The following is a 25308-nucleotide window of genomic DNA, read 5'->3' as shown; positions in this document are numbered from 1 at the left end:
TCCCAGGCAGAGGCTGCTATGAAAACCAGGCCAAGCATCAGTAAAGCGGAGCTGGCGGAGAAATTCCGGAGTTTTATCGACCCGGACTTCGTCATTACCGACAACGAAACCATGAAGCCCTACGAATGCGACGGCATGTCGATGTATTGTGAGATGCCGATGCTGGTAGTGCTGCCGGAAACCGCATCCCAGGTTCAGCAGGTCATGCGCCTGTGTAATGAATACCGGGTGCCTGTGGTGGCCCGTGGTGCGGGAACCGGGCTGAGTGCCGGCGCCATGCCCCACAAAGAGGGCGTGGTGCTATCCCTGGCCAAGTTCAACCGCATTCTGGAGGTTGATCCTCTGGCGCGGACGGCACGGCTGCAGCCCGGTGTTCGTAATCTGGCGATCAGCGAGGAGGTTGCACAGCATGGCCTCTACTACGGGCCGGACCCTTCGTCGCAGATTGCCTGCACCATTGGCGGTAATGTCGCGGAAAACTCCGGTGGTGTTCATTGCCTGAAGTACGGCCTGACGGTTCATAACATCCTGAGCGTGGAAATGATCACCGCCGAGGGTGACCGGGTGGTTGTTGGCAACGACGCCCTGGACGGTTGCGGGATGGACCTGCTGGCGGTAATGACCGGTTCAGAAGGCCTGCTTGGTATTGTTACTGAAGTAAAGGTCAAACTGCTGCCCAAGCCTGAGGTGGCGCGGGTGGTGATGGCAGGCTTTGATAGCGTGCAGAAAGCCGGCGATGCCGTGGGCGGTATTATTTCCGCTGGCATCATTCCCGGTGGTCTGGAAATGATGGACGGCTACGCCATTGTCGCCGCCGATGATTTCGCCCAGGCAGGTTACCCAAGAGACGCCAAAGCTCTGTTGCTGTGTGAAGTAGACGGCACGGTGGAAGAAGTGCAGGAGCATATTGAGCAGGCCGAGAACCTGTTCAGGGAACTGGGTGCGACATCGGTGAAAACCTCCCAGAGCGAAGAAGAGCGTGCGCTGCTGTGGAAGGGCCGTAAATCTGCCTTCCCTGCGGTCGGGCGTATCTCGCCGGACTATTACTGCATGGACGGCACGATTCCGCGCCGGCAGTTGGCCCATGTGCTGCTGGAAATGGAAAAAATGTCCGAGAAATTCGGCCTGCGTGTCGCCAACGTATTCCATGCCGGCGACGGCAACCTGCACCCGCTGATCCTGTTTGATGCCAACGTGCCCGGTGAATTTGAACGCACCGAGGCCTTCGGCGGCAGCATCCTCAACCTGTGTGTGGAAGTGGGTGGTTGTATCACCGGCGAACATGGGGTGGGCGTGGAGAAAATCCGCCAGATGGCGGTGCAGTTCAACGACGAGGAGCTGCAGCAGTTCCACGACTTGAAAGTCGCGTTCGATCCCAGGGGCATACTGAACCCCGGCAAGGGCGTGCCTGCGCTGAAATTCTGCCAGGAATACCGCTCTCTTGAATACAAACAACACGACCATGACACGGTGGAAGTAGCGCATGGCTGATGAATCCGAGGCGTTAAGGAAACAGATCCTGAGCGCCCGAAAAAATAACCAGAAGCTCAACATCGTCGGCGGCGGTACCAAAGACTTCATGGGCCGCACCGCCGACAGCCACGCAGAAACCCTGAGCCTGGCTGAACACACCGGCATTGTGGAGTACCACCCGGTTGAACTGATCATGACCGTTCGCGCGGGCACCCGGATTGCCGACATCGAGGCGGCCCTGGCGGAAGAAGGCCAGTGCCTGCACTTCGAACCGCCGCGTTTTGGCGACGCGTCCACCCTGGGCGGCACTCTGGCCTGCAATCTGTCCGGCCCGGCCCGACCCTGGACCGGTTCCGTGCGGGATCAGGTACTGGGTATTCGTCTGTTGAACGGCAAGGGCGAACACCTGCGTTTTGGCGGCCAGGTGATGAAGAATGTGGCCGGTTATGACGTCTCAAGATTGCAGGCAGGTGCCATGGGTACACTGGGGGCGATCACTGAAATCAGTCTGAAGGTGATGCCGTTGCCGGCGTCATCGATGACTCTGGTTCAGGACATGCCGATGGCAGACGTCATCAGATACATGAACCAGCGTGCTGGCGAATCCAAGCCGATTACCGGCGCCGCCTGGGTCGACGGCAAGGTGTATCTGCGATTGTCTGGCGCCAGGTCCGCCGTGGAAGCCACGGCAGAAAAATGGTCTGGCGAGGTGATGGAGCAGGGCGAAGCCTTCTGGAAGCAACTGCAACATATGACCCATGAGTTTTTTCAGGGCGATGCACCACTGTGGCGTTTTTCTGTGGGTTCAACGGCACCCAATCCTGAACTGGACGGCCCGATGCTGATCGACTGGGCTGGTTCACAGCGATGGTATCGCGGCGAAGCCAACATGGCCAAGCTGGAGTCCATGGCAAAACCTGCCGGCGGACAGGTAAGCCTGTTCCGTGGCGGGGACCGCTCCGACGAGGTAATGCATTACCAGCCAGAGGCTTTGCAGAACATCCAGAAGCGGCTGAAAGAGTCCTTTGATCCTGACGGTCTATTTAATCCGGGGCGCCTGTATAGCTGGCTTTGAGCTCGGCATTGGAGTGGGCAGAGCCGCTGGGACCGTCGTTCCGAAACACGCTCCTTCGGCACATCCATGTGACGCTTGGGCTCCGCCATCCATGGCTCCGCACAGTTTCGGAAGGACGGCCCCAGCAGCTCCGCATCTGAGCTCCAGTCAGGCCGTTAGCAACAATTCAAGAGCAGGAAAATCATGCAAACCAATCTGGTTCAACAATTTGCGAATACTGCAGAGGGACAGGAAGCTGAATCCATCCTGCGTGCCTGCGTACACTGTGGGTTCTGTACTGCCACCTGTCCGACTTATCAGGAACTGAACGATGAGCGTGACGGTCCCCGAGGCCGTATCTACCTGATGAAGATGTTCCTTGAGGGTGAAGAAGTTACCGAGAAATCCCGGGAACACCTGGACCGTTGCCTGACCTGTCGGAGCTGTGAAACCACCTGTCCGTCAGGTGTTAAATATGGCCGTCTGGTCGACATCAGTCGTGGCCTGATGGAAAAGGAAATGCCTCGCGCGCCGAAAGAGCGCTGGATACGTTGGGGTCTGGGTCGCGTAATTCCGAACAGGAAACTGTTTGGCTTCCTGCTGAGAATGGGGCAATTCTTCAAGCCGATCCTGCCTGGTGCATTGGGCGCCAAGGTGCCACCGAAGAAGAGAGCCAGTCCTTGGCCCGCATCCAGCCATAGCCGTATTGTGCTGGCGTTGGCGGGCTGCGCCCAGCCTTCGGCGACGCCGAATACCAATGCGGCGGCTGCAAGGGTTCTGGATAAGCTTGGCATTACCATGGTGGAAGCACCCGAAGCCGGCTGTTGCGGCGCTGTCAATCACCACCTCTCGGAGCATGAGATCGCGCTGAACGCCATGCGCCGCAATATCGACGCCTGGTGGCCAGCCATTGATGCCGGGGCAGAAGCCATCGTAATGACCGCTTCAGGCTGTGGCGCCATGGTTCAGGACTACGGCCATCTGCTGAAGGACGACCCGGTCTACGCCCAGAAAGCGCAGAGAGTCAGCGAACTGTGTACTGACCTTGGCGCGTTCTTGCTGAAGCAGGATCTTGAGAAGCTCAAAGTGCACCAGAGCCCTGGCAAAGTAGCTTTCCACTGCCCCTGCACCCTGCAGCACGCTATGGGTCAGAGCGGCGTGGTTGACCAGGTTCTTGCAAAAGCGGGTATCGAGCTGGCGCAGACCAAAGACAAACACCTGTGCTGCGGTTCCGCCGGAACCTATTCGATTCTTCAGCCGGAATTGAGCCAGCGTTTGCTGAAAAATAAACTGGAAGCGCTTACCATCGACAAGCCGGATCGCATTGTCACCGCCAATATCGGCTGTCAGATGCATCTGGAAACCAAATCACAGGTGCCCGTGCAGCACTGGATAGAGCTGCTGGACAACTGATCGACAAATAAACACCACAAGGAGTGTGGATTCCATGCCAGGAAGGCATTTCGTATTTCTTTACCTATGGGTGCTGGCTTCGCCAGTCAGTGCTGAACTTTACACCTGGACTGACGACCAGGGGGTAACCCATTATTCCGACCGGGCGCCTGTTGCTCAGGATTCTGAGCAGGTCACCCTCGGAACTTCTTCGGTCATCCCCATGGCTGGCAATGTTCGCCAGAGCAGGGAAGTCAGCGCCATTCGCAGGGACGTTCAGCAAGCGCTGGAGCGGGACCGGCCGCGCCAGTCCCGCCCCGCAAATCGTGACTCTTCCGCTACAGAAACACAGTGTGACGGCCTTGCGCGCCGCATCAGCCAGATCCAGCAGCGCCTGCGCGCGGGCTATTCCAATGATCGCGGTAACAGCCTTCGGCGCCAGCGTAGAGAGCTCAGCCAGAAGCATTCCCGCGAATGCATTCTTGGCTGAGGTGCGTCAGGCGAAGTTCGTGGCTACCAGGTAAGCGGTGTAGCCCACGAACGCGGCCAGTAACAGCCCGCCTTCGATGCGGTTAATCCTTCCGGGCCCACGGAAGCCGTAGCCCAGAACAAACAGCGACAGGGTAAGTGCGGCCATCACCAGGATGTCCCGGGACAGGATTTCTGGTGCGACCTGCATCGGGCTGATAACGCCTGCAATACCAACCACAGCCAGGGTGTTGAACAGGTTTGAGCCCAGAATGTTGCCCAGGGCGATGTCGTGTTCGCCCTTGCGTGCGGCCGCTACCGAAGATGCCAGCTCGGGCAGGGACGTGCCCACCGCAACAATGGTCAGGCCGATGATCAGGTCGCTGACGCCAAAGGCCTGGGCAATGTCTACCGCACCCCAGACCAGCACCCGGGAGCTCAGGATCAGCAGTAACAGGCCAACCACAAGCCATATGACAGCGGTACGAAGCGGCATGGCGCGAATTTCCAGTTCGCCGGAAATTTCAGCCGCAAGTGCATCGGATTTTGCCGTCATGCCCTGGTAGATGGACCAGGCCATTAACATGGCGAATACGCCCAGCAACACCAGGGCATCAACCAGAGTCAGCTCGCCGTCAAGCAGCTGCCAGGCAGCCAGGGCGGTTACGCCAGTGAGTATCGGGAGCTCCTTTCGCATCACTGCAGAGTGAACGGCAATCGGGCTGATCAGCGCGGTGATACCCAGAATCAGCGCAATATTGGTGATGTTCGAACCATAAGCGTTTCCAAGCGCCAGCCCTGGATTGCCCTGGGTAGCGGCCAGGGCAGAGACCACCATCTCCGGTGCGGAGGTACCGAAGCCAACCACCACCATGCCAATCAGCAGAGGTGGCATGCCGAAATGCCCCGCTGTTACCGCAGCACCCTCTACAAACTTGCCCGCACTCCAGACCAGAAGTGCCAGGCCGAGGACAATGGCGAGAAGGGGTAAAAACATCAACATCTCCTGACTTAAATGGTGGAAAAAAACCACGGGTTGGATAGCATGGTAGAGATAACTAACTGATTGTCTATCTCAGCATTTATGCGGATAGCATCGGGTATGGTGTTGGCCCAGGAACTCATGACTTTGACGCCCCCGCTGAACGACGTTGAACCGACAGACATTCACCTGCTGACCGGCATGCTGGATACCATGACTGATCATGTGTTCCTGTTGCGGGTAGAGGGTGAGCGTTACCGGCTGGTTTACTGCAACGAGGCCATGGAACGGTTTATGAATCCTACGCAGGAATCCTTCTGTGGCCGGTTCCTGGATGACATAGTGCCCGACCCAGGGGCTTACCAACAGGTCGCAGACAACTACGCCCGAGCCAGGGCTGTTGGTCATGTTATTCGCTACGAGGAAAGCACCGAGGGGTTTGATGCCGCGCCACTGACATTCTTCGAAACAACAATCTCCCCCCTGGTCGCGCGGGACGGCAATACCGTCTATATCTGTGGAATCTCCCGGGATATTACCGCCCGCCGCTCGGCCGAACTGGCCTTGAAGCAGACCAACGAACGGCTCGCCCAGCAGCTAGCGGAAAACCATCGACTCCATGAAATACTGCACGAAGAGGCCATTCGCGACCCACTGACCAACCTGTTCAATCGCCGTTATTTCCTCGAGAGCCTGAACCGGGAAATGAACCTGGCGCAGCGTGAACGCCACCCGGTTACCCTGATGATGCTGGACATTGATCACTTCAAAAAGTTGAACGACCAGCATGGCCACGTTGTTGGGGATCAGGTGCTGGTGGAATTCAGTGAAAGGCTGAAAGAGGGCATGCGCAAAGCCGACGTGGTTTGCCGTTGGGGTGGTGAGGAGTTCCTGATCATGATGCCTGGTCTGTCCCAGGAAGACGCCTACAGGCGAATGCTGGAGTGGCGGGAAATCAACAGTCCCATGGTTTTCAAAGTGGCAGACCAACGGCTCACGATTCGCTTCTCATCCGGTCTCGCTACGGCACCGCAGAATGGAGTGACGGCAGATGAACTGATTACTGCTACGGATAAAGCGTTGTATCTTGCCAAGGAGGCCGGGCGGGATCAGGTCAAGTTGTCTGGGTAGGATTGGGTGCCTGATTCCCGGAAACAACAAAGCCCGCATAAGCGGGCTTTGTCTTGAATCTTAATGGTGCCCGGAGGCGGAATCGAACCACCGACACGGGGATTTTCAATCCCCTGCTCTACCAACTGAGCTATCCGGGCGTGTTGCGTCTGTGCTGCAACGGGGCGCTATTAAACCGGTTTAGGGGTTTTGAGTCAAGGCTGCGCTGTAAAAAATTGCCGGGTGCTCATTGCTCTGGCGGAACATAGCCTTCGGCCTTGTCGAAGGGTTCGTTATTGAAGAAGCGTTCCATCTGGGCCTGCAGGTATTTGCGGGTATTGGGGTCCATCAGGCTCAGATGTTTTTCGTTGATCAGCATGGTCTGCTGGGCCTGCCATTCTTCCCAGGCTTTCTTGCTGACATTCTCGTACAGGTCTTCGCCTTTTTTGCCGGGCATGGGCGGGAAGTCCAGGCCTTCGAGCTCTTCCTGATATTTGCGACAGAATACGGTACGGCTCATGTCTGCTCCTGTGGACTGCTTTGAGAACTAGTCAGAATGGTGCGAATGGGGGCGGGCAGGCCAAGTGTCAGCGCTTCATCCCGGTAAACCCATTGGTGGTTGCCATTGTCCGCAACCTGGCTGGTATTGGCAACGTTCAGTCGGGCAGGCTGGATGTGAAGATGGTAGTGGCTGAAAGTGTGGCGGAAGCCATCAGCCAGCTCGGGCTGGCTGCAGTCGTATCCGTAGGCCTGCTCACAGGCGTCTGGCAGTTCCTCCGGCTGGTAGGCCGGGTCCAGCTCTGGAAGGCTCCACAGGCCGCCCCAGATGCCGCTGGGCGGTCGCCGCTCGAGGAGTATGCGCCCTTCGCGGTCTTCTAGTATCAGCATCCAGGTGGTTTTTTCCGGCTTTTCTTTCTTGGGTTTGGAGCCGGGGTAGAGTTTCTGTTCGCCCCTGGCCTTGGCTTCGCAGTCGGAGTTGAGCGGGCAAACGTCACAGGCAGGGCGGCTGCGGGTACAGACCATGGCGCCGAGATCCATGATTGCCTGGGTGTAGTCGCGGATTCGCTCCTCTGGAGTATGCTGTTCGGCGCATTTCCACAGGCGGTTCAGGACACTGGTCTTGCCCGGCCAGCCGGGGACCGCGTGGTAGCGGGCCAGTACCCGTTTTACGTTGCCGTCCAGAATGGTGGCCCGGGTCTGAAAAGCCTGTGCCAGAATCGCTGCTGCGGTGGATCGGCCGATGCCAGTTAGTGATTCGAGCTGTTCCTGGTCAGCCGGAAATTCTCCGCCATGGTCACTAACAATCTGTTTTGCGGCTTTGTGGAGGTTGCGCGCACGGGCATAGTAACCAAGGCCTGACCAGTGGCTGAGCACGTCGTCCACGGGTGCTTCGGCCAGCGCCGCCACGTTCGGAAAGCGGCGCATGAAGGCTTCGAAGTAGGGGATAACGGTGGTTACCTGGGTCTGCTGCAGCATGATTTCCGAAACCCACACGCGGTATGGGTTCCGGTCATGATGCCAGGGCAGGTCGTGCCTGCCGTTTTTGTCGTACCAGGCCAGGAGCTTGCGGGCGAAGCTGTCGCTCATTGCCCGAACAGGCCCTTCAGCGCATCTTTGACCTTGGCACCATCTTCACCCAGACGCTTGTCGATTTCCTCGCTGGCTTTCTCTGCGGCTTTCTCTTTCGCGCGCTCTGTTTCTTCGCTGACTTTTTTACGGGCAGCGTTGGCGGCGATGGTTTTCAGGGTGTCGCGGAAGCGGGAGCCGTCGAAGGAGCAAAGGCCTGCAGGGTCTTCCGCAAAGTCGCCACGGCACTCAACGGGGATGACCACGTCCTCGACGTATTCTGTTACCCGGCAGGCTTCATCGCGGTGAATTTCGCCAACGATGCGCAGGCCGATTTCGTAATCCAGATCAGTGGCCGCCAGATCAACCGTGCCATCGCCCTCCAGCCTCATGCCGGCGAGTGCCGCCACCAGGTCGGTGTTGTTGAGGGTGTTGCCGTCAATCTTCAGGGTGCCTTTCATGTCGTTGAATGGGGTGCTGGTGCCCCAGCCTGAGGTGCCCAGGGTTTCCTGATTGACCATGGCAATGCCCTGACAGGCCATGCGTGTCAGGTTTACCCGGGTAAACTCGCCCTCGGCCAGGTTGAAGTTGATTTCCCCCTGGGCGTTGTTGCGCAAGGCGGAGATGCGGTTGCCCGTGGTTTTAACGTTTACGTTCATGTTGGCGCCGCCAGAGAGCATGTCCACTTCGGCCAGGTCGGTCAGCAACGGCAGGGTCTGGATGTTCTTGATGTTCTTGGTGATGGTCCATTGGGGATTATCCGTGCGCGCATCCAGCGTGACGCTGGAGGCAAAGGAACCCTCATAGAGCTTACCGCTGAAGTCTTCCACTTTCAGCAGGCCGTTGCGGGCGGTGATCACTGACTTGATCTCGTTGATGGTGAGGTTGCTGATAATCAGCTCACCCAGGCCGAGGTTGATATCCAGCGCGAGCGCACGAAGGGTTTCCAGTGGCAGCAGGTCACCTTCTTCGGCGGAGCCGCCTCCTTGTGGTGCCTCTTCAGTTGCCGCTGCTTCCTCTTCGCTCGCTGGTGGCAGGTAGCGGTCGGCGTTAATGGCATCACCCTGCAGGTTCAGGCCAATGCCGCTATTGGCGAGTGCGTAGCTGGCGCTGCCTTTGAAGGTGGTGTCGTCCAGGCTGAACATCAGGTTGCTCAGTTCCACGGTCCCGGCCGGGCCGCCAATGTCGGTCGAGAAGGCGATGGACTTCATTACATCCGGATCTTCGGTTTCGAGTTCCGGTTGACCGAGGGCCGCCAGCAGCGCCTTCAGAGAAAATTCTTCAATGCTGAGATTACCTTCAAGCTGAGGCTGATCGCCAAAGCCTTTTACCGACAGGTCGGTGTTCAGCGTCAGGTCCGCCAGGCTTGCGCTGAAGCCGCGGATATTGGCGGTTTCATTTTCCAGGTTGGCGTCCACTGAGCCGGCCAATTCGGCGCGAACAGATTCGCCGCCGAAGGGTTCGCCACTCATATCAAAGATGGCTTCAAGGCCAGATACGCTGAACTGATTGAGCGCCTCATTGGCCGCCAGGCTGGCGCTGATATCCCCCTGCACTTCAAATTGCGGCTGGTTGGTCGCGAAGCGAAACGTCAGGTTCAGGGGGAAGCTGGAACCCAGGGTGATTTCGCTGGCATTCAGGGTGAAATCTTCCAGGGTGACGGACTGGCCGGTTGTTCTGTCCTCATAATTGATGCGGGCGTTGCTGATTTCCACGCTCTCGACATTGAAGTTCAGCGGCTTGCTCGCCTCGCCGGTGCTTTCCTGAGCAGTTTCCTCGGGCGCGGTTTTTTCAGGCTGAGGCTCGGCTTCACCTTCGCCTTCCGGCATGATCCGGGTCCAGTTGCCGTTGCCGTCCTGATCAACAACCAGGTTTGCGTCCAGGCCGCTCAGCAGGAAGGTCTCTACCCGGGGCGACATGGTTACCAGCGACCAGAAGCTGAGCTGGGCAACCAGCTGGTCCAGGCTGACAAGGCTCTCGTCCTCCAACCTTGCCTCAACGTTATTGAGCTCAAGCCCCAGCGGGATGAACGACCAGCCAATGTCGCCAGCCAGAACCAGGTCCAGATTGGTGCTGGATTCCACGGCATTTTCAATCTGGGGCTTGTAGGTATTCGGGTCGATCACTGCGACGGCCACAGCCACCGCGATGATGGCGAGAACGATCAGCCCGATGATGGTAAAGGCAACGTAGCGAACAGCTTTCATGGTTCTGGCATCCTTCCGTTATTGCGCGCCCGCCGGGAAAGCGGATGTATGGCTCAAGGATAACCCAGGGTTAACAAAATAAAAGTGGGTGAGTATGACAATACGTTAGTGATCAGCCAAAATAGGCGGCAGATTTCAACAAATAATGATAAGAGGAAGACTCTGTGGCTATTACCGTATCGATCGAGCTGAACCGCGAACTGGAACTGCCGGCCAGCTATGATGAAGCCTTCGACCTGCTGGCCGACGTTCCCGCATCGGTCAGCCATTTTCCCAAGGTTCATAAACTGGTGGATCTGGGCGACAACACCTACCGCTGGGAAATGGAAAAAGTGGGCGTGGACAAGCACGCAATCCAGTCGGTTTACGCCTGCAAATACCACCCGGACAAAGAGAACGGCAAGATCACCTGGGAGCCGGTCAAGGGTGAGGGCAACGGCGTAGTCAGCGGATACTGGACACTGAAAGCCAAAGGTGACAAGGCAACCGCTGTGAAATTCCACACAAGTGCAGAGCTGACCCTACCGCTGCCGGGTATGCTGAAACTGGCGATCAGCCCGGTGATCAAGCACGAGTTCAACAGCCTGGTGGATACCTACATGAACAATCTCAAGAAGGCCTTCTGAACCAGGCTATCAGGGCGATTAAGGCAATCGCGGGACGCCGGGAATCTTAACGGGTATAATAGCCGCCTGAATTTTCCGGCATTTGCCAACTGATAATCGGGAGCCTCCATGGCCGAACGCAAGGCTCGGGTAGAACGAAATACCCTGGAAACACAGATCACAGTCGAAATCGACCTCGACGGCACCGGCAAGTCCTCGTTTGATACCGGCGTTCCCTTTCTGGAACACATGATGGACCAGATTGCCCGCCACGGCCTGGTCGATCTGAACATTGTGTCCAAGGGCGATCTGCATATTGATGACCACCACACAGTGGAAGACATCGGCATCACCCTGGGCCAGGCCTTCAAACAGGCAGTGGGTGACAAGAAAGGCATCCGCCGTTACGGCCATGCCTACGTGCCGCTGGACGAAGCGCTCTCCCGCGTAGTCATCGATCTGTCCGGCCGCCCCGGCCTGCTAATGGATGTACCCTACACCCGTGGCGCTGTCGGTGGTTTTGACGTGGACCTGTTCGCCGAGTTCTTCCAGGGCTTTGTAAACCACTCCATGGTGACCCTGCACATCGACAATCTGAAGGGCAAGAACACCCACCACCAGATTGAAACCGTGTTCAAGGCCTTCGGCCGTGCCCTGCGTATGGCCATTGAAATGGATGAGCGGATGGCGGGCATCACCCCGTCTACCAAGGGGTCGCTGTAAGCGGCCTCTGTTTTTTAAGACTCCCGGTTCAGGAAACCTCTCTTCGCATGAAAACCGTTGCCATTATCGACTACGGCATGGGTAACCTTCATTCCGTCAGCAAGGCAGTTGAGCACGTAGCACCCGACACCCGTGTGCTGGTCACCGACAACGCGGAACAGATTCGCAGCGCAGACCGCGTGATCCTTCCCGGTGTGGGAGCGATTCGTGACTGCATGGCCGAAATCCGCCGCCTGGAAATCGATACGCTGGTCCGGGAAGTGTCCGCTGACCGGCCGCTGCTAGGTATCTGCGTTGGCATGCAGGCCCTGATGTCCCGGAGCGAAGAAAACGGCTGGGTGGACTGCATTGATCTGTTCCAGTCCGAAGTCCGCTTCTTCGGCGATAGCCTCACAGAAAATGGCGAACGCCTGAAAGTGCCTCACATGGGCTGGAACGAAGTTCACCAAAGCATGGATCACCCGCTCTGGCATGATATTCCTGATGGGGACCGTTTCTACTTTGTGCACAGCTACTACGCAGAAGCTGACTACAACCCGGATATCGCCGGCCGTACTCATTATGGTGTCGATCTGGCAGCGGCGGTCGCAAGAGACAATATCTTTGCAGTGCAGTTCCACCCGGAAAAAAGCGCAAGGGCGGGGCTGCAACTATTGAAAAACTTCACAAACTGGACCGGAAAAAACTAGCAGGCAATAGAAAAGCAGTGCTTTGCCGGGGCGGAGTGGCTGTTCGGGGACGTCAAAAACATGGATGTTTTTGTCGAGCGTACACGGACGTATTAACAGCGTGCCCCGAACAGCCACTCCGCCCCGACGAAGCACGGGCGCCCAATTTTCATTGCCCGAAAATCCAGTCCCAAGGAAAAGAGAAAACATGCTGATCATCCCGGCCATAGACCTCAAAGACGGCAAATGCGTAAGACTGCGCCAGGGCCGCATGGACGACTCCACCCAATATGGTGATGATCCGGTCGAAATGGCGACCCGCTGGGTAGAAGCCGGTGCCCGCCGCCTGCACCTGGTGGACCTGAATGGAGCCTTTGCAGGAGAGCCGGTGAACGGGGAGATCGTCCAGGCCATTGCCCGGAAATACCCGGATCTGCCAATCCAGATTGGCGGCGGCATTCGCTCTGCTGAAACCATCGAAGCCTATCTCAAAGCCGGCGTGCAGTGGGTCATCATTGGCACCAAAGCCGTAAAAGAGCCCGATTTCGTCACCGAGATGTGCAAGAAATTCCCCGGGCATATCATCGTCGGCCTGGATGCCAAAGATGGCCGGGTTGCCACCGACGGCTGGGCGGAAGTGTCCGAGGTCATGGCCACCGACCTGGCCAAACGCTTCGCCAACGATGGCGTCGACGCCATCGTCTACACCGACATCAGCCGCGATGGCATGATGCAGGGCGTAAACGTCGAAGCCACTGCCGCCCTGGCGAAAGAAGGCGGCATTCCAGTCATCGCGTCCGGCGGCGTCACCAACATGGACGACCTAAAGCGGCTCGCAACAGTGGCGGACCAGGGCATCCTCGGCGCCATTACCGGCCGTGCCATCTACGAAGGTACCCTGGACATGGCTGAAGCCCAGGCCTTCTGCGACAGCCTGAAAGGATAAGACGTTATGGCGCTGGCGAAACGCATCATTCCCTGTCTCGACGTTGATAAAGGCCGCGTGGTGAAGGGCGTAAACTTTGTTGATATCCGCGATGCCGGTGACCCGGTGGAAGTGGCCCGCAAATACAACGAGCAGGGCGCCGACGAGATCACCTTTCTGGATATCACCGCCAGCCACGAAAGCCGCGATACCACCTACGAAACCGTCGAACGCATGGCTGCGGAAGTGTTCATTCCGCTGACAGTGGGTGGCGGCGTTCGTACCGTGGAAGACATCCGTAAACTGCTGAACGCCGGAGCCGATAAGGTATCCATCAATACCGCGGCTGTCTTCAACCCGGAATTTGTTCGCGAAGCCGCAGACCGTTTTGGCAGCCAGTGCATTGTGGTCGCCATTGATGCCAAGCAGGTCAGTGGCGAAGGCGAAGAGCCTCGCTGGGAGATCTTCACTCACGGCGGCCGCAAGCCGACCGGCCTGGATGCCGTGGAGTGGGCCCGCAAGATGACTGCCATGGGCGCCGGTGAACTGCTGCTAACCAGCATGGACCGGGACGGTACCAAGGTCGGGTTTGATCTCGGACTGACCCGGGCAATCAGCGACGCTGTGTCAGTGCCCGTAATTGCGTCGGGAGGTGTTGGCGAGCTTCAGCACCTGGCGGACGGTGTGACCGAGGGGCGAGCGGATGCGGTTCTGGCGGCTTCGATATTCCACTTTGGGCAGCACACGATTCCGGAAGCCAAGGCGTTTATGAAGGCGCAGGGGATTGTGGTAAGAGATTAGATCGGCGTCTGAGTTGTCGGATTACGCCTTCGGCTAATCCGACCTGCTCTGCTTCGCCAGTGTCGGCCGAATGGCCCGCTTCTCGCCTTCTGCAAACATGGCCCGGTTACCATTCCTCATGGCCCAGACGCCGCTGACGGTCGCCACGGCGATGCCTTCCTCGTCCAGTTGTGGCAAACGTTTTTCCAGATAATCCACAGTGACCCGGTGCGGGTGACCGATGCCCACGGCGCTGCCGTTTTCCTTTGCCCTCTCGATCAGCAGATCGAATTGCCGAGCTACATATTCCTCTGTCTGTTCATGGTCGAGAAACACATCGCGGGTGAGGGTGGGAATCCGGTACGCGGCGGCGACATCTCCGGCCACGGACGATGCGATGGTCCGGCTGTCGACAAAGTAGACCGGATAGTGGGTCAGCTCCGACATTACCCAGTCCATGGCTTTCAGCTGCTGGGTCAGCAGGCTGCCCATATGGTTGTTCACACCCATGACGTGGGGGATAGATCGCAGGGCACGGCGCAGGGTCTGGGCCAGTTCGTTCTGGCTCATTTCCGGGTTTAGTCCGCCCGGGCCCAGTTCCAGCAGCCGCGTGTTTGCCATGGGCGCATGCAGCATGATTTCTTTCTGGCGCTGGTGGGCCTTTTCAGCCAACGCGGTGGTGTGGCGTCGAAACGGCAGGAAAGCCAGAGTCAGTGGCTGATCCAGGGCAATCAGGCGCTCCCCCTGGGCCAGGTTATGGCCCATATCGTCGATGATGATCGCAATAGTGGGGAGCGTTTGCGGCTCGGTGGCCGGCTTTTCACCGGCCAGGGTTGTCGTTGCGCCAGTGATCATCATCAGGGCACTGGCGACGAGGATCGTGATGGATCTCAATCCGTACTTTCCTTTTCGGCATTGCTTTCACTATTGTCGCGCTTGCCAAGAATTCGCAGGCCTTTCAGCAGGTTCAGGGCCGAGCGCAGCTGGAAGTCTCTGTCGGCTGCCGATTCTTTCTGCTCACCCTTCATGTCGGCAGATTCGTCACCGCTTTTGTTCTCAGTTGCCTTCTCGGTCTGGCCGTCCAGGTGTCCGCTCAGGTCGGCTTCTGTGAAGAAGGACTGGCCTTCAAGTTCGGTCAGTTCCGCCGGCTTCACCTCGATATCCGGGCGAATGCCTTTGGCCTGAATAGACCGGCCATCCGGTGTGTAATAACGGGCGGTGGTCATCTTGATAGCGTGGGTCTCGTCCAGCGGGATAACGGTCTGAACGCTGCCTTTGCCAAATGACTGGGTGCCCATGATGACCGCCCGCTGGTGATCCTGCAGGGCGCCGGCCATGATTTCAGAAGCCGAGGCAGAGCCGCCGTTGATCAGAACCACGATGGGGGTATCCGGTACCAGGGCGCCGGGCTTGGCATTGAATCGCAGTCGTGAACTCTGGATGCGGCCTTCGGTGTAAACAATCAGGCCTTCGTCCAGAAGCGCATCGGAAGCTTCGACGGCAGCCTGAAGAATGCCGCCGGGATTGTTGCGCAGGTCGATAACCAGGCCGTCCAGCGCGCCGCCAGCCTCTCTCTCAAGGTCCTTCAGTGCCTGGGAAAACTGCGAACCGGAATCTGACTGGAACTGGGTGATTCGAAGGTAGCCATAACCGTTCTCGATCATCCGCGATTTAACGCTGGTTACCTTGATAATGTCCCGTTCAACGTCAATTTCGATGGGTGCGGACTGGCCTTCGCGCACAATGGTCAGGGTCAGCACTGAACCGGGTTTGCCCCGCATCAGTTTTACGGCTTCTTCAAGGGAGAGGCCCTTTACCGGCTTGTCGCCGAGCTTGACGATAAGGTCGCCGGCACGAACGCCCGCTTTCTGAGCCGGGGTGTCGTCAATGGGTGAGATCACTTTAACAAAGCCGTTTTCCATGCCCACTTCAATGCCCAGGCCGCCGAACTCGCCGGTGGTGCTTTCTTCCAGCCGTTCGTAATCCTTGGGGGCCAGATAGGTGGAATGCGGATCGAGATCGGACAGCATGCCTTTGATGGCGCTTTCCAGCAGTTGCTGGTCGTCGACTTCTTCAACGTAGGCGTCCTTGATGCGGCCGAAGACTTCGGCAAACTTGCGCAGGTCATCCAGGGGCAGCTGTTTTTCCGGGTCGGGCAGTTTGATGTTGACGGTTTCGCCAGCCTCGATACCTTCCAGAAGGTGCTGCGCGTCTTCCTCAGTCTGCTGGCCGTAGGCAGCGCCGGGCAGGGCGCTCAGTGCAAGTGGCACCAGGCAGGTGGCAAGAGTGAGTGCGCGAAAGGCGGCACCATGCTGAATACGTCTGACCCGTCTCATTCACATGTCCTGTGTTATTCCGGTGGCTGGCTGGTTCCCAGGCAATGCTCGACAGTATGGCGTTATCCGGCTGATTTGTCAGCCTTATGGGCGGGCGTGGAATTCGGGTGTTAGCGGGAGCCCAGCCAGCGACCGGGGTTGACCGGCTTGCCATTCTGGCGAATCTCGAAATATACGGCAGGGTCTTCGGTGCCGCCGGTTCGGCCCGCCTGGGCGATGCTTTCACCGGCTTCGACCCAGTCACCGGGGCTGGTGAACAGACTGCTGCTGTGGCCATAGAGCGTCATATAGCCGTCGCCGTGATCGAGGATGGTCATTAGCCCGAATCCCCGAAGCCAGTTTGCAAACACCACCCGGCCGTAATGGACCGCCTTGATCTCGGCTTCTTCCGGCGTGTTGATCAATATGCCCGAGCGGCGGAGCTTGCCGTCGGCATAGCTGCTGCCAAAACTGCTGGCAAGGTTGCCGGATGCGGGCCAGGGCAGTTTTTTCTGCAGTGAGCCGAAGGGCGCGGATTCGTTGGGGGAGGGAATGTCGGCAATGGCCTGTTCCACTTCCCGCAGAAGCCTTTCAAGGCGCTGGCGGTCGGCTTCCAGTTGTTCGCGTTCGTTCAGACGGTTACTGATTTCGGTTTTGAGCGAGGCGAGTGTCTGCTGGCGCTGGCTTTTGCTGGCGGCCAGTTTCTGTTGGCGGTCGGCGACGTCGGCTTCAAGCTTTGCCAGCCGGGCCCGACCCTTCTGGACTTCCTCACGGGTTGCCTTCAGCTGCCGCAGATTGGCTGAAAATGCTTCCAGCCGTTCTACTGTGTCCCGGCTGAGGTATTCGTAATAGGTCATGGTCCGTGCAATCTTGTCCGGATCAATCTCATTGAGCAGCACTTTCACGGCAGGGGCATCGCCTTCCATCCAGGCGGCACGGATCTGTTTTTTCAGGCTTTCACGCTGGTTGTCGAGGGTGCGAACGAGTTTGGTTTCCTCTCCGTCCAGCTCTGCCAGGCGGGCTTGCTGCTGGCTGGCCTGTATCCGGAGTTCCCGTCGTTCGCGGGTCAGCTGGCCAATGTTCTTTTCGAGATCGGCAAGCTGACGCTCCAGTGATGAGCGGTCTTCTTCAGCGTCGCTGAGCCACTCGTCAATGTCGGCAATTTCTTCCTGCAGGGCTTTGATCTGGCCAGGCGTTACCTGTTGTTCCGCCAGCACTGGCGAGGCGCCAGATATCAGCGCCACCGCCAGCAGAAGAGAGCGAATCAACCGATTTTCACCAGGCTGTGCCCGGTCATCTCGGATGGCTGGTCAAGCCCCATCAGCGCCAGCAGACTGGGCGCGACATCGCTCAGTGCGCCGTCGTCGATCAGTGAGACCTTGCGCGGGCCGACATAGATCAGCGGCACAGGGCCGATGGTGTGTGCAGTGTGCACCTGGCCGGACTTGGGGTCCTGCATCTGTTCGCAGTTACCGTGGTCGGCGGTGATCAGGGCCTCGCCACCAACTTCTGCCAGCGCGTCTGCAATCCGGGCAACACAATGGTCGATGCACTCTGCGGCTTTGATGGCGGCGTCCAGATTGCCGGTGTGGCCGACCATGTCGCCGTTGGCGAAGTTGCATACAACCAGATCGTACTTGCCGCTTTTTATGGCTTCGCAGAGTTTGTCAGTCACTTCCGGCGCGCTCATTTCCGGCTGCAGATCATAGGTGGCCACCTTGGGTGAGGGCACCAGGATGCGGTCTTCGCCTTCAAAGGGCGTTTCCAGACCGCCGTTAAAGAAGAAAGTGACGTGGGCGTATTTCTCGGTTTCTGCGATCCGGAGCTGGGTCTTGCCCAGGCTGGATGCGTATTCACCAAGACCGTTGGACAGCTGCGCTGGGGGATAGGCGCAACTGGTGTCGATATCGGCGGCGTATTCAGTAAGCATTACAAAGTCTGCCAGCTCCGGGTGCTTCTTGCGCTCGAAGCCGTCGAAGTCCCTATCGACAAAGCAGCGGGTCATTTCCCTTGCACGGTCAGCGCGGAAGTTCATGAAGATTACGCTGTCACCGTCGTTGATGGTGCCTTCAGTATCGCCGCTGGCCTTGATGCGGGTCGCTTTCACAAACTCGTCGTTCTCGCCCCGGTCGTAAGCCTGTTCCAGCGCGGCAACCGGGTCATCTGCGGTGAACTCAGTTTCGCCGAGGGTCATGGCGTTGTAGGCCTGTTCGACCCGATCCCAGCGGTTGTCCCGGTCCATGGCGAAGTAGCGGCCAACAATGGTGGCAACGCGGCCAACGCCCAGACTTTTCAGCTTGGCTGCGGCTTTCTCGAGGGAAGGCTTGGCGCTTTTCGGCGGCATGTCACGGCCATCGAGGAAGGCGTGAATATAGACTTCTTTCGCGCCCCGGGCTGCGGCCATTTCCGCCGCTGCCAGAATGTGATCTTCATGGCTGTGAACACCACCCGGTGACAGCAGGCCCATCAGGTGAACAGCGCGCCCGCTGCTGACGGCCTTGTCGATGGCGGCAGACAGGGCCTTGTTGTCGGAAAACGTGCCTTCTTCCAGGTCTTTGTCAATGCGGGTCAGGCTTTGATACACAATACGGCCGGCTCCGAGGTTCATGTGGCCGACCTCGGAGTTGCCCATCTGGCCTTCCGGCAGCCCCACGTACTTTCCGGAGGTGTTAATCAGGGTTCTGGGATTCTCCTGCCACAATTTGTCCCAACAGGGGGTGTTGGCAGAGCTGATTGCGTTGTCTTCAGCCGGGTCGCGGTGGCCCCAGCCATCGAGAATGATCAGTGCGGTCGGCTTTTTTGTGGCAGTCATTGCGTATCCCATCAGTGAATTCTGTAAATTTCGTAAAACTACTACATTTTAAACTTATTCGCATTCCATGGCCAACTCTGGCAACTTCGGTCACCTTCTGTCCCCGGCCGTGGGTGTGTATAATCTCGCACCTGGCTCTATCGCACCTAACCTTGCAGCAGGATGATTTAATGGAACGGGTATTCGAATTTGTAGTCAACCACTACATTCTGGTGTCTCTGTTTGCAGCGCTGCTGCTGGCGCTGATTGTTCTGGAGTCCCGGCGTGGTGGTCAGAAGGTTTCCGCGCAGGCGGCCGTCAGCCTGATCAACCGTGACGAAGCTATTGTGGTGGACATCCGTGACCGCAAGGATTTTAACGAAGGTCGCATCACCGGTTCCATCAATATTCCGCTCAGCGGCCTCAAAAGCCGGGTGTCTGAGCTCAAGAAACATGAGAACAAGCAGATCATCGTGGCCGACAAAATGGGCCAGCATTCTGCCATGGCGGTCAAACAGTTGAAGGAAGAAGGCTTCAGCAACGTGGTCCGTCTCAATGGCGGCATTGCCGACTGGCGGGGCAGCAATCTGCCTCTGGTGAAGAAATAATCCAACACAGCTTAACCAAACATAAAAAGGAATGACCATGGCTGAAAATGATCAGGCCGCAGCAGGCACCGAAAACCAGAACCAACCACAGTTCGCGCTTCAGCGTATTTACCTGAAGGACCTGTCGTTCGAGTCCCCCAATTCGCCGGCCGTGTTTCAGGAGCAGTGGAAGCCCCAGGTAAACCTGGACCTGAACACCTCTCACAGCAAGCTGAACGATGAAGGCCAGTACGAAGTGGTACTGTCGCTGACGGTTACCGCCAAGATGGGCGAAAAAGTGGCTTACCTGGTGGAAATCCAGCAGGCAGGCGTGTTCGCCATCAAGAATGTGGAAGGCCAGCAGCTGGGCCACATGCTGGGCGCTTACTGCCCCAATATCCTGTTTCCCTATGCCCGCGAAGCGATTGACGGAGTTGTGAACAAGGGCAGCTTCCCGTCCCTGATGCTGGCGCCGGTCAATTTTGACGCCATCTATGCCCAGGCGCTCAAGCGCAAGCAGGAAGAAGCAGCTGGTCAGGCCAAGGAAGAGCAGACCCACTAATCGCGTTTTCTGCACAAAGAAGCCCCGCCTGGGTTCATGCCAGCCGGGGCTTCTTTGTGGGAGTCGGAAAGGTTCCGGCTATAGAGCGCCCTCAAAGCCGAGCTGCCGCCAGGCCTCGTAGACCACCAGTGCCGCAGTGTTGGACAGGTTCAGGCTTCGGTTTTCGGGCTGCATGGGAACGCGAAGCCGGTGGTAGGCTGGCAGGGAATCGCGGATGTCGGCCGGCAGCCCCCGGGTTTCCGGGCCAAACATCAGGTAGTCTCCTTTTTCATAGGCGACTTCGTGATAGTAGTGGCTGCCCTTGGTGGTTAGCCCGAACAGCCGCTGTGGCTTTTCGCTTTCCAGGAAACTCTGATAATCCGGGTGGACGGTTACCGTGGCGTATTCGCTGTAATCCAGCCCCGCCCGGCGCATCTGTTTATCTTCCAGGTTGAATCCCAGGGGTTCAATCAGGTGCAGCCTGCACCCGGTGTTGGCGCACAGCCGGATGATATTACCGGTATTGGGCGGTATCTCCGGCTCATACAGCACTATATTCAGCAGTGCGTTCGGCACCTTGGATCAGCGCTCCACGGCCAGGGCAACGCCCATTCCGCCGCCGATGCACAGGGTTGCCAGGCCTTTCTTCGCATCCCGCCTGGTCATTTCGTGAAGCAGGGTGACCAGAATACGGCAGCCGGATGCGCCAATGGGATGGCCCAGGGCGATGGCGCCACCGTTCACGTTCACTTTGCTGACATCCCAGCCCAGGTCGCGGTTGACAGAAATCGCCTGTGCAGCGAAGGCCTCGTTGGCTTCGATCAGGTCCAGCTCGTCCACGGTCCAGCCGGCACGCTGCAGGCAGCGCTGGCTGGCGGGAATTGGGCCTGTGCCCATAATGGTGGGGTCAACGCCCGCATTGGCGTGTGCACGAATGGTTGCCAGCGGGGTCAGGCCCAGGGCCTGTGCTTTTTCGGCGCTGCAGACGATCACCGCAGCAGCCCCATCGTTCAGGGCAGACGCATTGCCAGCAGTCACGGTGCCGTCTTTCTTGAAGGCCGGGCGCAGTTTGCCAAGGCTGTCGGCCGTGACACCGGCGCGCGGGTTTTCGTCTCTATCCACGATGATGGGGTCACCCTTACGCTGGGGCACGGAAACGGGAACAATCTGGCTGTCGAAATAACCCGCGTCCATGGCGGCCGCGGCTTTCTGCTGGGAAGCCGCGGCGAACTCATCCTGCTCCTCGCGGGAGATGCCGTACTTCTCAACGATATTCTCGGCGGTCACGCCCATGTGGTAATTGTTGAACGCATCCCACAGGCCGTCGGAAATCATGGTGTCCACCATATTCCAGTTGCCCATGCGCTGACCGTTGCGGCTGTTGGGTAGCACGTGGGGTGCCTGGCTCATGCTTTCCTGGCCACCGGCAATCAGTAATTCGGCATCGCCGCACTGGATGGCCTGCACCGCCATATGAACCGCTTTCAGGCCGGAACCACAAACCTTGTTGATGGTCATAGCGGGAACGGTTGCCGGCACGCCTGCGTTAATCGAAGCCTGGCGAGCCGGGTTCTGGCCGCAACCGGCGGTAAGCACCTGGCCCAGAATGACTTCGTCGATCTGGTCCGGGGAGATGCCCGTTTCTTCCAGCAGGGCTTTGATCACAATGCTGCCGAGCTGGTCGGCACGGAGGCTGGACAAGCCGCCCCCGAATCCGCCTACGGCGGTACGTTTGGCGGCGGCGATAACAACATCACGCATGGCTTGTCTCCGGCTGTTTCAAAAGTTGCACGGCATTGTATCCGAAAGCCGGAGTTGGCCAAAGCTACAGGCCAGAGCGTTACATGTTGAGGCTACGCCCTCCATCCACGGATAGAATCTGACCCGTTACGAAGGGAGCGTCGCAAAGCAGGAACGCAATGGCACCGGCAATATCGTCTGGTTTCCCGGTTCTCGCCAGCGGCGTTTTTGCCAATATGCTTTGTTGATACTGGGGGTCAATTTCCGCATCGCCTTCCGGCCACAGAATCGCGCCGGGGGATACGCCATTGACCCGCACATCCGGTGCCAGATCCTTCGCCCACGACAGGGTCAGCGACGCGAGACCGGACTTGCTTGCACAATACAGCGGGTGGTCCGCCAGTGGCCGCTGGCTGTAGATGTCGATCAGGTTAACGATGGCGCCGCGGGCTTCGCGAAGCGCTGGCAGGCAGGCCTGGCCAAGGAAAAACGGCGCCCGCAGGTTGGTGCCCATGACCGTGTCCCAGTCACTGATCCCGGCTTTTTCAGTGGGATTGGGATAGAACACCGAGGCGTTATTGAGCAGACCATTCAGGCGACCCCAGGCTGCGATCGCCTGTTCTGCCAGCGGCGTGATGGCTTCCGGGTCCGACAGGTCGGCCTGAATCGTGGTGGCAGAATCTTCCCGTTGTTGATTCAGTTCGCTGGCCAGTGCTTCAGCCTGGTCCCGCCGGGACCGGTAGTGAATCACGATATTCCAGCCGCGACCATGAAGATGGCGAGCGGTATGTGCGCCCAGACGATGGGCAGCGCCGGTGATAAGGGCGACAGGGGCAGGCGTGGTCATAGGTATCCTCAAGCGCTGTGAACAGAGTTCTGGATACGTCGCAGGCGTTCATTGTGGATTGCTTCGCCCAGGGCTTTTCCGGTGAAGCCTTCGGCCATCAGCGACTGTGCGCTGACGGAATTGGCGGCTTCCAGTGCGCTCCTGAGCTGCTCGGCCTTACCTGTATTGCCGCTTGAAAGCACACAGCCAAGGGTGTCGAGCAGGTTGGCAAATCTTTCCGGGCGACGCCAGGCATCGGCCTTGTCGAGCAGGTCGAGGATGTTCTCTGCCGTCAATGGCGTTGATGATTCCAGAACGGGAGTGGCGATCGCCACCAGCCTTGCCATGGCGCTGCAGTCGTTGGGGGCTTTGAGGCGTTTGGCCCGTTTTTCGGCGGAGCCAGATTTCATTACGGCCAGGGGAGAGAGTAAAGCTGCGAAGCGCGCTTCGGTGCCCAGGCCCTGCTGGTGGGCGCAACGCAGTGCGGCCACTGCGCGATCAAGCATGGCCTGGTCTGAAGCCAACTCCGGAATCAGCGATTCAAGGGCGCCGCAGTCCCGTAGCACGGTGAAAAAGATGCCGGGTTCTTTTTCATGAAGGGCCCGCTGAACTTCCTGCCAGACCCGTTCCGGCACCAGATGATCCACTTCGCCGGCTTCGGCCATTGCAATCATCAGTGCCATGGTCTGATCACAAACCCTGAAACCCATAGGTTCAAGCCTTGCTGCAAACCTTGCCGTGCGCAGGATTCGCAAAGGGTCTTCGTTAAAGGCATCGGAAACGTGGCGAAGCTGGCGGGATTCGAGATCTTCCCGGCCGTGGAAGGGGTCCACAAGCGTGCCGTCGGTCGCCCTGGCCATGGCATTGATGGTCAGGTCCCGGCGTTTGAGATCGTCTTCGAGAGTAACGTCTGGCGCGCTGTAGACTGTGAAGCCATGGTAGCCCTGGCCGTTCTTGCGCTCCGTGCGGGCGAGGGCGTATTCCTCATGGGTGGTCGGGTGCAGAAAGACAGGGAAATCTGCACCCACCTGTTTATAGCCCTGTTTCAACATCTCGTCGGGTGTGGCGCCGGTGACGACCCAGTCCCGGTCTTTCACCGGCAACTCAAGCAATTCGTCACGAACAGCACCCCCTACGAGATAGATTTCCATGGATTAAAACGCGGCTCCCAGTTCCAGTGCGGCACCCATTTCGGCATCGCTCACCAGTGCGCCCAGGTCCAGGCGGGCACCGAAAACGGATACACCAATACCAGCGGTGAACTGAGTGTCTTCCTCAATGCCGTTGTTGTCATCATTGCTGGCTAGGTTCTGGCGGGCACCGAAACGCAGCTGGGCATAGCGCCAGGCGTCCAGTTCCACGCCAACCGCGAGCCACTGGGTATCGTCGGCGTAGCCAAAGCCTTCTTTCTTTGTCAGATCGAGCTCCGCCGTCAGGACGTGGAAATCACCGCTGTGGGCGATGCCTGCGGTCAGCATTGGGTTCAACTCCAGGGTGTACTCCTCTTCTCCCAGTTGCGGGCGGCTTGCTGCTGAATCCAGTTCCATTGGGATCAGGTTTCTCACAACCACGCCTGCGTTCCATGCTTTCTCGTCGCCAAATGCGTAGGCGGCGCCGATATCGAGGTTGATGCCGCTTTCATCGGTCTCATTCTCGTCACTGTCGAAATCGTCGTCTTCAAAGCCGGAGACAGCTTCAGTGTACTGGAAAGTTCGAAGCTGTACGTACTTGGGTGACACGCCAACCTGAAGCTGGTTGCCGTTGGCCAGTTCAATGGATTTGGCGATAGAGATCCCGACTTCAGAAACGGCCGCTGCCAGAACGCGACCGCGAGATTGAAGCTCGGTGTCGAGATCAGCGCCGGCTGCGGGAACCACGTTGTTCTCGATGTCTCTCAGTAGTTGCTCGTCGGCGGCGTCAAATTCACCGCGAACCGTGGCCTGCAGGTTGCCATTAGTGAAAAAGCCAACGGAATAGGACTCTGTGGGTATCGCAAACGCGACGCCCACCGCCGCATTGATCCGAACTGTATCCCGGTCAAAGGCCGTCAGACGTTCACGAAGGTCGCCGGCGATGCGTCGTGCTTCCGCCTGATCAACGTTCTGGATATCCCCGAATTCGTCAATGGCATCCTGAATATCATCGATCTGGTCGATGGTTTCTTCTTCATCCGCAAAGCGGGCGTTAACAGACGGAAGAATCAGTCCAAAATCGTCTGACCACTCATGATTCTTCGATGCCAGCATGGCAGGGTTGGAAGCGCCGGCGGCTGCCGGGTGCGCAATTGCTACGCCCGTTCCGCCCATGGCGAAAGAGCGCGAAGGTGAAAAAGCCTCAGGGCTGGCCAGGGCAGATGCGGATGTCACGCATAGGGCAATGGCCAGCGGGGTCTTTGCAAAAGTTGTGAAGGCAGCACGGGAGCGAGCGTTAGGTTTCATCAGAGTCCTCATGGGTGGGGCAAGAAATTAACTTTTCGCAAGATTATCAGGACACCGGAGTGAAATGCGCCTATGAGAAACATCATTTAACAAAAGAGGACGAAAAACAGGAAGTGG

General features: G+C 58.2%; 25 protein-coding genes and 1 tRNA gene. 12 read left to right on the top strand and 14 right to left on the bottom strand.

The genetic code is table 11. The features are described from left to right. Positions 1-18: 18 nt before the first annotated feature. From E5Q11_RS09530 to E5Q11_RS09515, 4 genes are all read left to right on the top strand, one after another. Positions 19-1491, top strand: a complete 1473-nt coding sequence (locus tag E5Q11_RS09530; RefSeq protein WP_135803156.1) for an FAD-linked oxidase C-terminal domain-containing protein — start codon at positions 19-21, stop codon at positions 1489-1491. Then, positions 1484-2548, top strand: coding sequence for a glycolate oxidase subunit GlcE (glcE, locus tag E5Q11_RS09525; RefSeq protein WP_135803155.1), 1065 nt, complete (start codon positions 1484-1486; stop codon positions 2546-2548). Before E5Q11_RS09530 ends, glcE begins: the two co-directional genes overlap by 8 nt. A gap of 183 nt (positions 2549-2731) precedes the next feature. Next, positions 2732-3940: a glycolate oxidase subunit GlcF gene (gene glcF, locus E5Q11_RS09520; protein ID WP_135803154.1), complete on the top strand. Its 1209-nt coding sequence runs from the start codon at positions 2732-2734 to the stop codon at positions 3938-3940. A gap of 34 nt (positions 3941-3974) precedes the next feature. Next, positions 3975-4409 carry a DUF4124 domain-containing protein gene (locus tag E5Q11_RS09515; RefSeq protein WP_135803153.1) on the top strand — a complete coding sequence of 145 codons (435 nt, stop codon included), beginning with the start codon at positions 3975-3977 and terminating at the stop codon, positions 4407-4409. Between the two features lie 6 nt (positions 4410-4415). Here E5Q11_RS09515 and E5Q11_RS09510 read toward each other — a convergent pair whose 3' ends face one another. After that, positions 4416-5384, bottom strand: coding sequence for a calcium/sodium antiporter (locus tag E5Q11_RS09510; protein WP_135803152.1), 969 nt, complete (start codon positions 5382-5384; stop codon positions 4416-4418). Positions 5385-5510: 126 nt separating this feature from the next. Between E5Q11_RS09510 and E5Q11_RS09505 the strand changes: the two genes are divergently transcribed. Continuing rightward, on the top strand, positions 5511-6500 hold the full coding sequence (locus E5Q11_RS09505; RefSeq protein ID WP_168215636.1) for a GGDEF domain-containing protein: 990 nt from the start codon (positions 5511-5513) through the stop codon (positions 6498-6500). 64 nt (positions 6501-6564) lie between these two features. On the opposite strand, the gene E5Q11_RS09500 is transcribed toward E5Q11_RS09505, so the two are convergent. The 4 genes from E5Q11_RS09500 to E5Q11_RS09485 form a co-directional block, all read right to left on the bottom strand. Continuing rightward, a tRNA-Phe gene (locus tag E5Q11_RS09500) sits at positions 6565-6640 on the bottom strand. Positions 6641-6726: 86 nt separating this feature from the next. Further along, positions 6727-6999, bottom strand: a complete 273-nt coding sequence (locus tag E5Q11_RS09495; RefSeq protein ID WP_135803150.1) for an oxidative damage protection protein — start codon at positions 6997-6999, stop codon at positions 6727-6729. After that, positions 6996-8066 (bottom strand): A/G-specific adenine glycosylase, encoded by a 1071-nt coding sequence (gene mutY / locus E5Q11_RS09490; RefSeq protein ID WP_135803149.1) that lies wholly within the window; start codon positions 8064-8066, stop codon positions 6996-6998. Before mutY ends, E5Q11_RS09495 begins: the two co-directional genes overlap by 4 nt. Next, complete coding sequence (locus tag E5Q11_RS09485; protein ID WP_135803148.1) at positions 8063-10252, bottom strand: AsmA family protein; 2190 nt, start codon at positions 10250-10252, stop codon at positions 8063-8065. Before E5Q11_RS09485 ends, mutY begins: the two co-directional genes overlap by 4 nt. A gap of 164 nt (positions 10253-10416) precedes the next feature. Here E5Q11_RS09485 and E5Q11_RS09480 point away from each other — a divergent pair, with 164 nt between their 5' ends. The 5 genes from E5Q11_RS09480 to hisF all read left to right on the top strand — a co-directional run bounded on the left by E5Q11_RS09480 (position 10417) and on the right by hisF (position 13974). Beyond that, a complete protein-coding gene (locus tag E5Q11_RS09480) occupies positions 10417-10878 on the top strand; it encodes an SRPBCC family protein (protein WP_135803147.1) in 462 nt (153 codons plus the stop codon). A gap of 108 nt (positions 10879-10986) precedes the next feature. Then, positions 10987-11580 carry an imidazoleglycerol-phosphate dehydratase HisB gene (gene hisB / locus E5Q11_RS09475; RefSeq protein WP_135803146.1) on the top strand — a complete coding sequence of 198 codons (594 nt, stop codon included), beginning with the start codon at positions 10987-10989 and terminating at the stop codon, positions 11578-11580. A gap of 47 nt (positions 11581-11627) precedes the next feature. After that, positions 11628-12269 (top strand): imidazole glycerol phosphate synthase subunit HisH, encoded by a 642-nt coding sequence (hisH, locus tag E5Q11_RS09470; RefSeq protein ID WP_135803145.1) that lies wholly within the window; start codon positions 11628-11630, stop codon positions 12267-12269. 187 nt (positions 12270-12456) lie between these two features. Continuing rightward, the gene (hisA, locus tag E5Q11_RS09465) at positions 12457-13194 is read left to right on the top strand and encodes a 1-(5-phosphoribosyl)-5-[(5-phosphoribosylamino)methylideneamino]imidazole-4-carboxamide isomerase (RefSeq protein WP_135803144.1); all 738 of its coding nucleotides are present in this window, start codon (positions 12457-12459) and stop codon (positions 13192-13194) included. 6 nt (positions 13195-13200) lie between these two features. Then, complete coding sequence (gene hisF, locus E5Q11_RS09460; RefSeq protein ID WP_135803143.1) at positions 13201-13974, top strand: imidazole glycerol phosphate synthase subunit HisF; 774 nt, start codon at positions 13201-13203, stop codon at positions 13972-13974. Between the two features lie 33 nt (positions 13975-14007). Here hisF and E5Q11_RS09455 read toward each other — a convergent pair whose 3' ends face one another. From E5Q11_RS09455 to gpmI, 4 genes are all read right to left on the bottom strand, one after another. Further along, positions 14008-14811, bottom strand: a complete 804-nt coding sequence (locus E5Q11_RS09455; protein WP_135803393.1) for a divergent polysaccharide deacetylase family protein — start codon at positions 14809-14811, stop codon at positions 14008-14010. A gap of 32 nt (positions 14812-14843) precedes the next feature. Continuing rightward, complete coding sequence (locus E5Q11_RS09450; protein WP_135803142.1) at positions 14844-16289, bottom strand: S41 family peptidase; 1446 nt, start codon at positions 16287-16289, stop codon at positions 14844-14846. A 110-nt stretch (positions 16290-16399) separates the two neighbouring features. After that, a complete protein-coding gene (locus E5Q11_RS09445) occupies positions 16400-17536 on the bottom strand; it encodes a murein hydrolase activator EnvC family protein (protein ID WP_135803141.1) in 1137 nt (378 codons plus the stop codon). After that, a complete protein-coding gene (gene gpmI, locus E5Q11_RS09440) occupies positions 17533-19080 on the bottom strand; it encodes a 2,3-bisphosphoglycerate-independent phosphoglycerate mutase (protein WP_135803140.1) in 1548 nt (515 codons plus the stop codon). The genes E5Q11_RS09445 and gpmI overlap by 4 nt, the downstream gene beginning before the upstream one ends. Positions 19081-19250: 170 nt before the next feature. On the opposite strand from gpmI, the gene E5Q11_RS09435 reads away from it, so the two are divergent. Further along, positions 19251-19667 carry a rhodanese-like domain-containing protein gene (locus tag E5Q11_RS09435; RefSeq protein WP_135803139.1) on the top strand — a complete coding sequence of 139 codons (417 nt, stop codon included), beginning with the start codon at positions 19251-19253 and terminating at the stop codon, positions 19665-19667. A 37-nt stretch (positions 19668-19704) separates the two neighbouring features. Continuing rightward, positions 19705-20208: a protein-export chaperone SecB gene (secB, locus tag E5Q11_RS09430; RefSeq protein ID WP_135803138.1), complete on the top strand. Its 504-nt coding sequence runs from the start codon at positions 19705-19707 to the stop codon at positions 20206-20208. A gap of 78 nt (positions 20209-20286) precedes the next feature. Here secB and trmL read toward each other — a convergent pair whose 3' ends face one another. The 5 genes from trmL to E5Q11_RS09405 all read right to left on the bottom strand — a co-directional run bounded on the left by trmL (position 20287) and on the right by E5Q11_RS09405 (position 25191). Then, a complete protein-coding gene (trmL, locus tag E5Q11_RS09425) occupies positions 20287-20751 on the bottom strand; it encodes a tRNA (uridine(34)/cytosine(34)/5-carboxymethylaminomethyluridine(34)-2'-O)-methyltransferase TrmL (RefSeq protein WP_135803392.1) in 465 nt (154 codons plus the stop codon). 18 nt (positions 20752-20769) lie between these two features. Next, positions 20770-21948 carry an acetyl-CoA C-acetyltransferase gene (locus E5Q11_RS09420; RefSeq protein ID WP_135803137.1) on the bottom strand — a complete coding sequence of 393 codons (1179 nt, stop codon included), beginning with the start codon at positions 21946-21948 and terminating at the stop codon, positions 20770-20772. 79 nt (positions 21949-22027) lie between these two features. Beyond that, complete coding sequence (locus E5Q11_RS09415) at positions 22028-22774, bottom strand: pteridine reductase (protein WP_191964426.1); 747 nt, start codon at positions 22772-22774, stop codon at positions 22028-22030. Positions 22775-22782: 8 nt separating this feature from the next. Then, entirely contained in the window at positions 22783-23904 is a 1122-nt protein-coding gene (locus tag E5Q11_RS09410) for a multifunctional CCA tRNA nucleotidyl transferase/2'3'-cyclic phosphodiesterase/2'nucleotidase/phosphatase (protein ID WP_135803136.1), read from the bottom strand. A 3-nt stretch (positions 23905-23907) separates the two neighbouring features. Further along, entirely contained in the window at positions 23908-25191 is a 1284-nt protein-coding gene (locus tag E5Q11_RS09405) for a conjugal transfer protein TraF (protein WP_225314892.1), read from the bottom strand. Between the last annotated feature and the right edge of the window lie 117 nt (positions 25192-25308).

This window comes from Marinobacter confluentis (assembly GCF_004785685.1).
Taxonomy (GTDB): domain Bacteria; phylum Pseudomonadota; class Gammaproteobacteria; order Pseudomonadales; family Oleiphilaceae; genus Marinobacter; species Marinobacter confluentis.
Note: the sequence above shows the minus strand (reverse complement) of the source record. Positions and strands in the feature narration are given on the sequence as shown.

What these genes read in the sequence shown, in the direction of transcription:
- E5Q11_RS09530 (WP_135803156.1), top strand. Translation starts at nt 19, where the DNA reads ATGAAAACCAGGCCAAGCATCAGTAAAGCGGAGCTGGCGGAGAAATTC.
- glcE (WP_135803155.1), top strand. Translation starts at nt 1,484, where the DNA reads ATGGCTGATGAATCCGAGGCGTTAAGGAAACAGATCCTGAGCGCCCGA.
- glcF (WP_135803154.1), top strand. Translation starts at nt 2,732, where the DNA reads ATGCAAACCAATCTGGTTCAACAATTTGCGAATACTGCAGAGGGACAG.
- E5Q11_RS09515 (WP_135803153.1), top strand. Translation starts at nt 3,975, where the DNA reads ATGCCAGGAAGGCATTTCGTATTTCTTTACCTATGGGTGCTGGCTTCG.
- E5Q11_RS09510 (WP_135803152.1), bottom strand. Translation starts at nt 5,384, where the DNA reads ATGTTTTTACCCCTTCTCGCCATTGTCCTCGGCCTGGCACTTCTGGTC.
- E5Q11_RS09505 (WP_168215636.1), top strand. Translation starts at nt 5,511, where the DNA reads ATGACTTTGACGCCCCCGCTGAACGACGTTGAACCGACAGACATTCAC.
- E5Q11_RS09495 (WP_135803150.1), bottom strand. Translation starts at nt 6,999, where the DNA reads ATGAGCCGTACCGTATTCTGTCGCAAATATCAGGAAGAGCTCGAAGGC.
- mutY (WP_135803149.1), bottom strand. Translation starts at nt 8,066, where the DNA reads ATGAGCGACAGCTTCGCCCGCAAGCTCCTGGCCTGGTACGACAAAAAC.
- E5Q11_RS09485 (WP_135803148.1), bottom strand. Translation starts at nt 10,252, where the DNA reads ATGAAAGCTGTTCGCTACGTTGCCTTTACCATCATCGGGCTGATCGTT.
- hisB (WP_135803146.1), top strand. Translation starts at nt 10,987, where the DNA reads ATGGCCGAACGCAAGGCTCGGGTAGAACGAAATACCCTGGAAACACAG.
- hisH (WP_135803145.1), top strand. Translation starts at nt 11,628, where the DNA reads ATGAAAACCGTTGCCATTATCGACTACGGCATGGGTAACCTTCATTCC.
- hisA (WP_135803144.1), top strand. Translation starts at nt 12,457, where the DNA reads ATGCTGATCATCCCGGCCATAGACCTCAAAGACGGCAAATGCGTAAGA.
- hisF (WP_135803143.1), top strand. Translation starts at nt 13,201, where the DNA reads ATGGCGCTGGCGAAACGCATCATTCCCTGTCTCGACGTTGATAAAGGC.
- E5Q11_RS09455 (WP_135803393.1), bottom strand. Translation starts at nt 14,811, where the DNA reads ATGATGATCACTGGCGCAACGACAACCCTGGCCGGTGAAAAGCCGGCC.
- E5Q11_RS09450 (WP_135803142.1), bottom strand. Translation starts at nt 16,289, where the DNA reads ATGAGACGGGTCAGACGTATTCAGCATGGTGCCGCCTTTCGCGCACTC.
- gpmI (WP_135803140.1), bottom strand. Translation starts at nt 19,080, where the DNA reads ATGACTGCCACAAAAAAGCCGACCGCACTGATCATTCTCGATGGCTGG.
- E5Q11_RS09435 (WP_135803139.1), top strand. Translation starts at nt 19,251, where the DNA reads ATGGAACGGGTATTCGAATTTGTAGTCAACCACTACATTCTGGTGTCT.
- secB (WP_135803138.1), top strand. Translation starts at nt 19,705, where the DNA reads ATGGCTGAAAATGATCAGGCCGCAGCAGGCACCGAAAACCAGAACCAA.
- E5Q11_RS09420 (WP_135803137.1), bottom strand. Translation starts at nt 21,948, where the DNA reads ATGCGTGATGTTGTTATCGCCGCCGCCAAACGTACCGCCGTAGGCGGA.
- E5Q11_RS09415 (WP_191964426.1), bottom strand. Translation starts at nt 22,774, where the DNA reads ATGACCACGCCTGCCCCTGTCGCCCTTATCACCGGCGCTGCCCATCGT.
- E5Q11_RS09410 (WP_135803136.1), bottom strand. Translation starts at nt 23,904, where the DNA reads ATGGAAATCTATCTCGTAGGGGGTGCTGTTCGTGACGAATTGCTTGAG.
- E5Q11_RS09405 (WP_225314892.1), bottom strand. Translation starts at nt 25,191, where the DNA reads ATGAAACCTAACGCTCGCTCCCGTGCTGCCTTCACAACTTTTGCAAAG.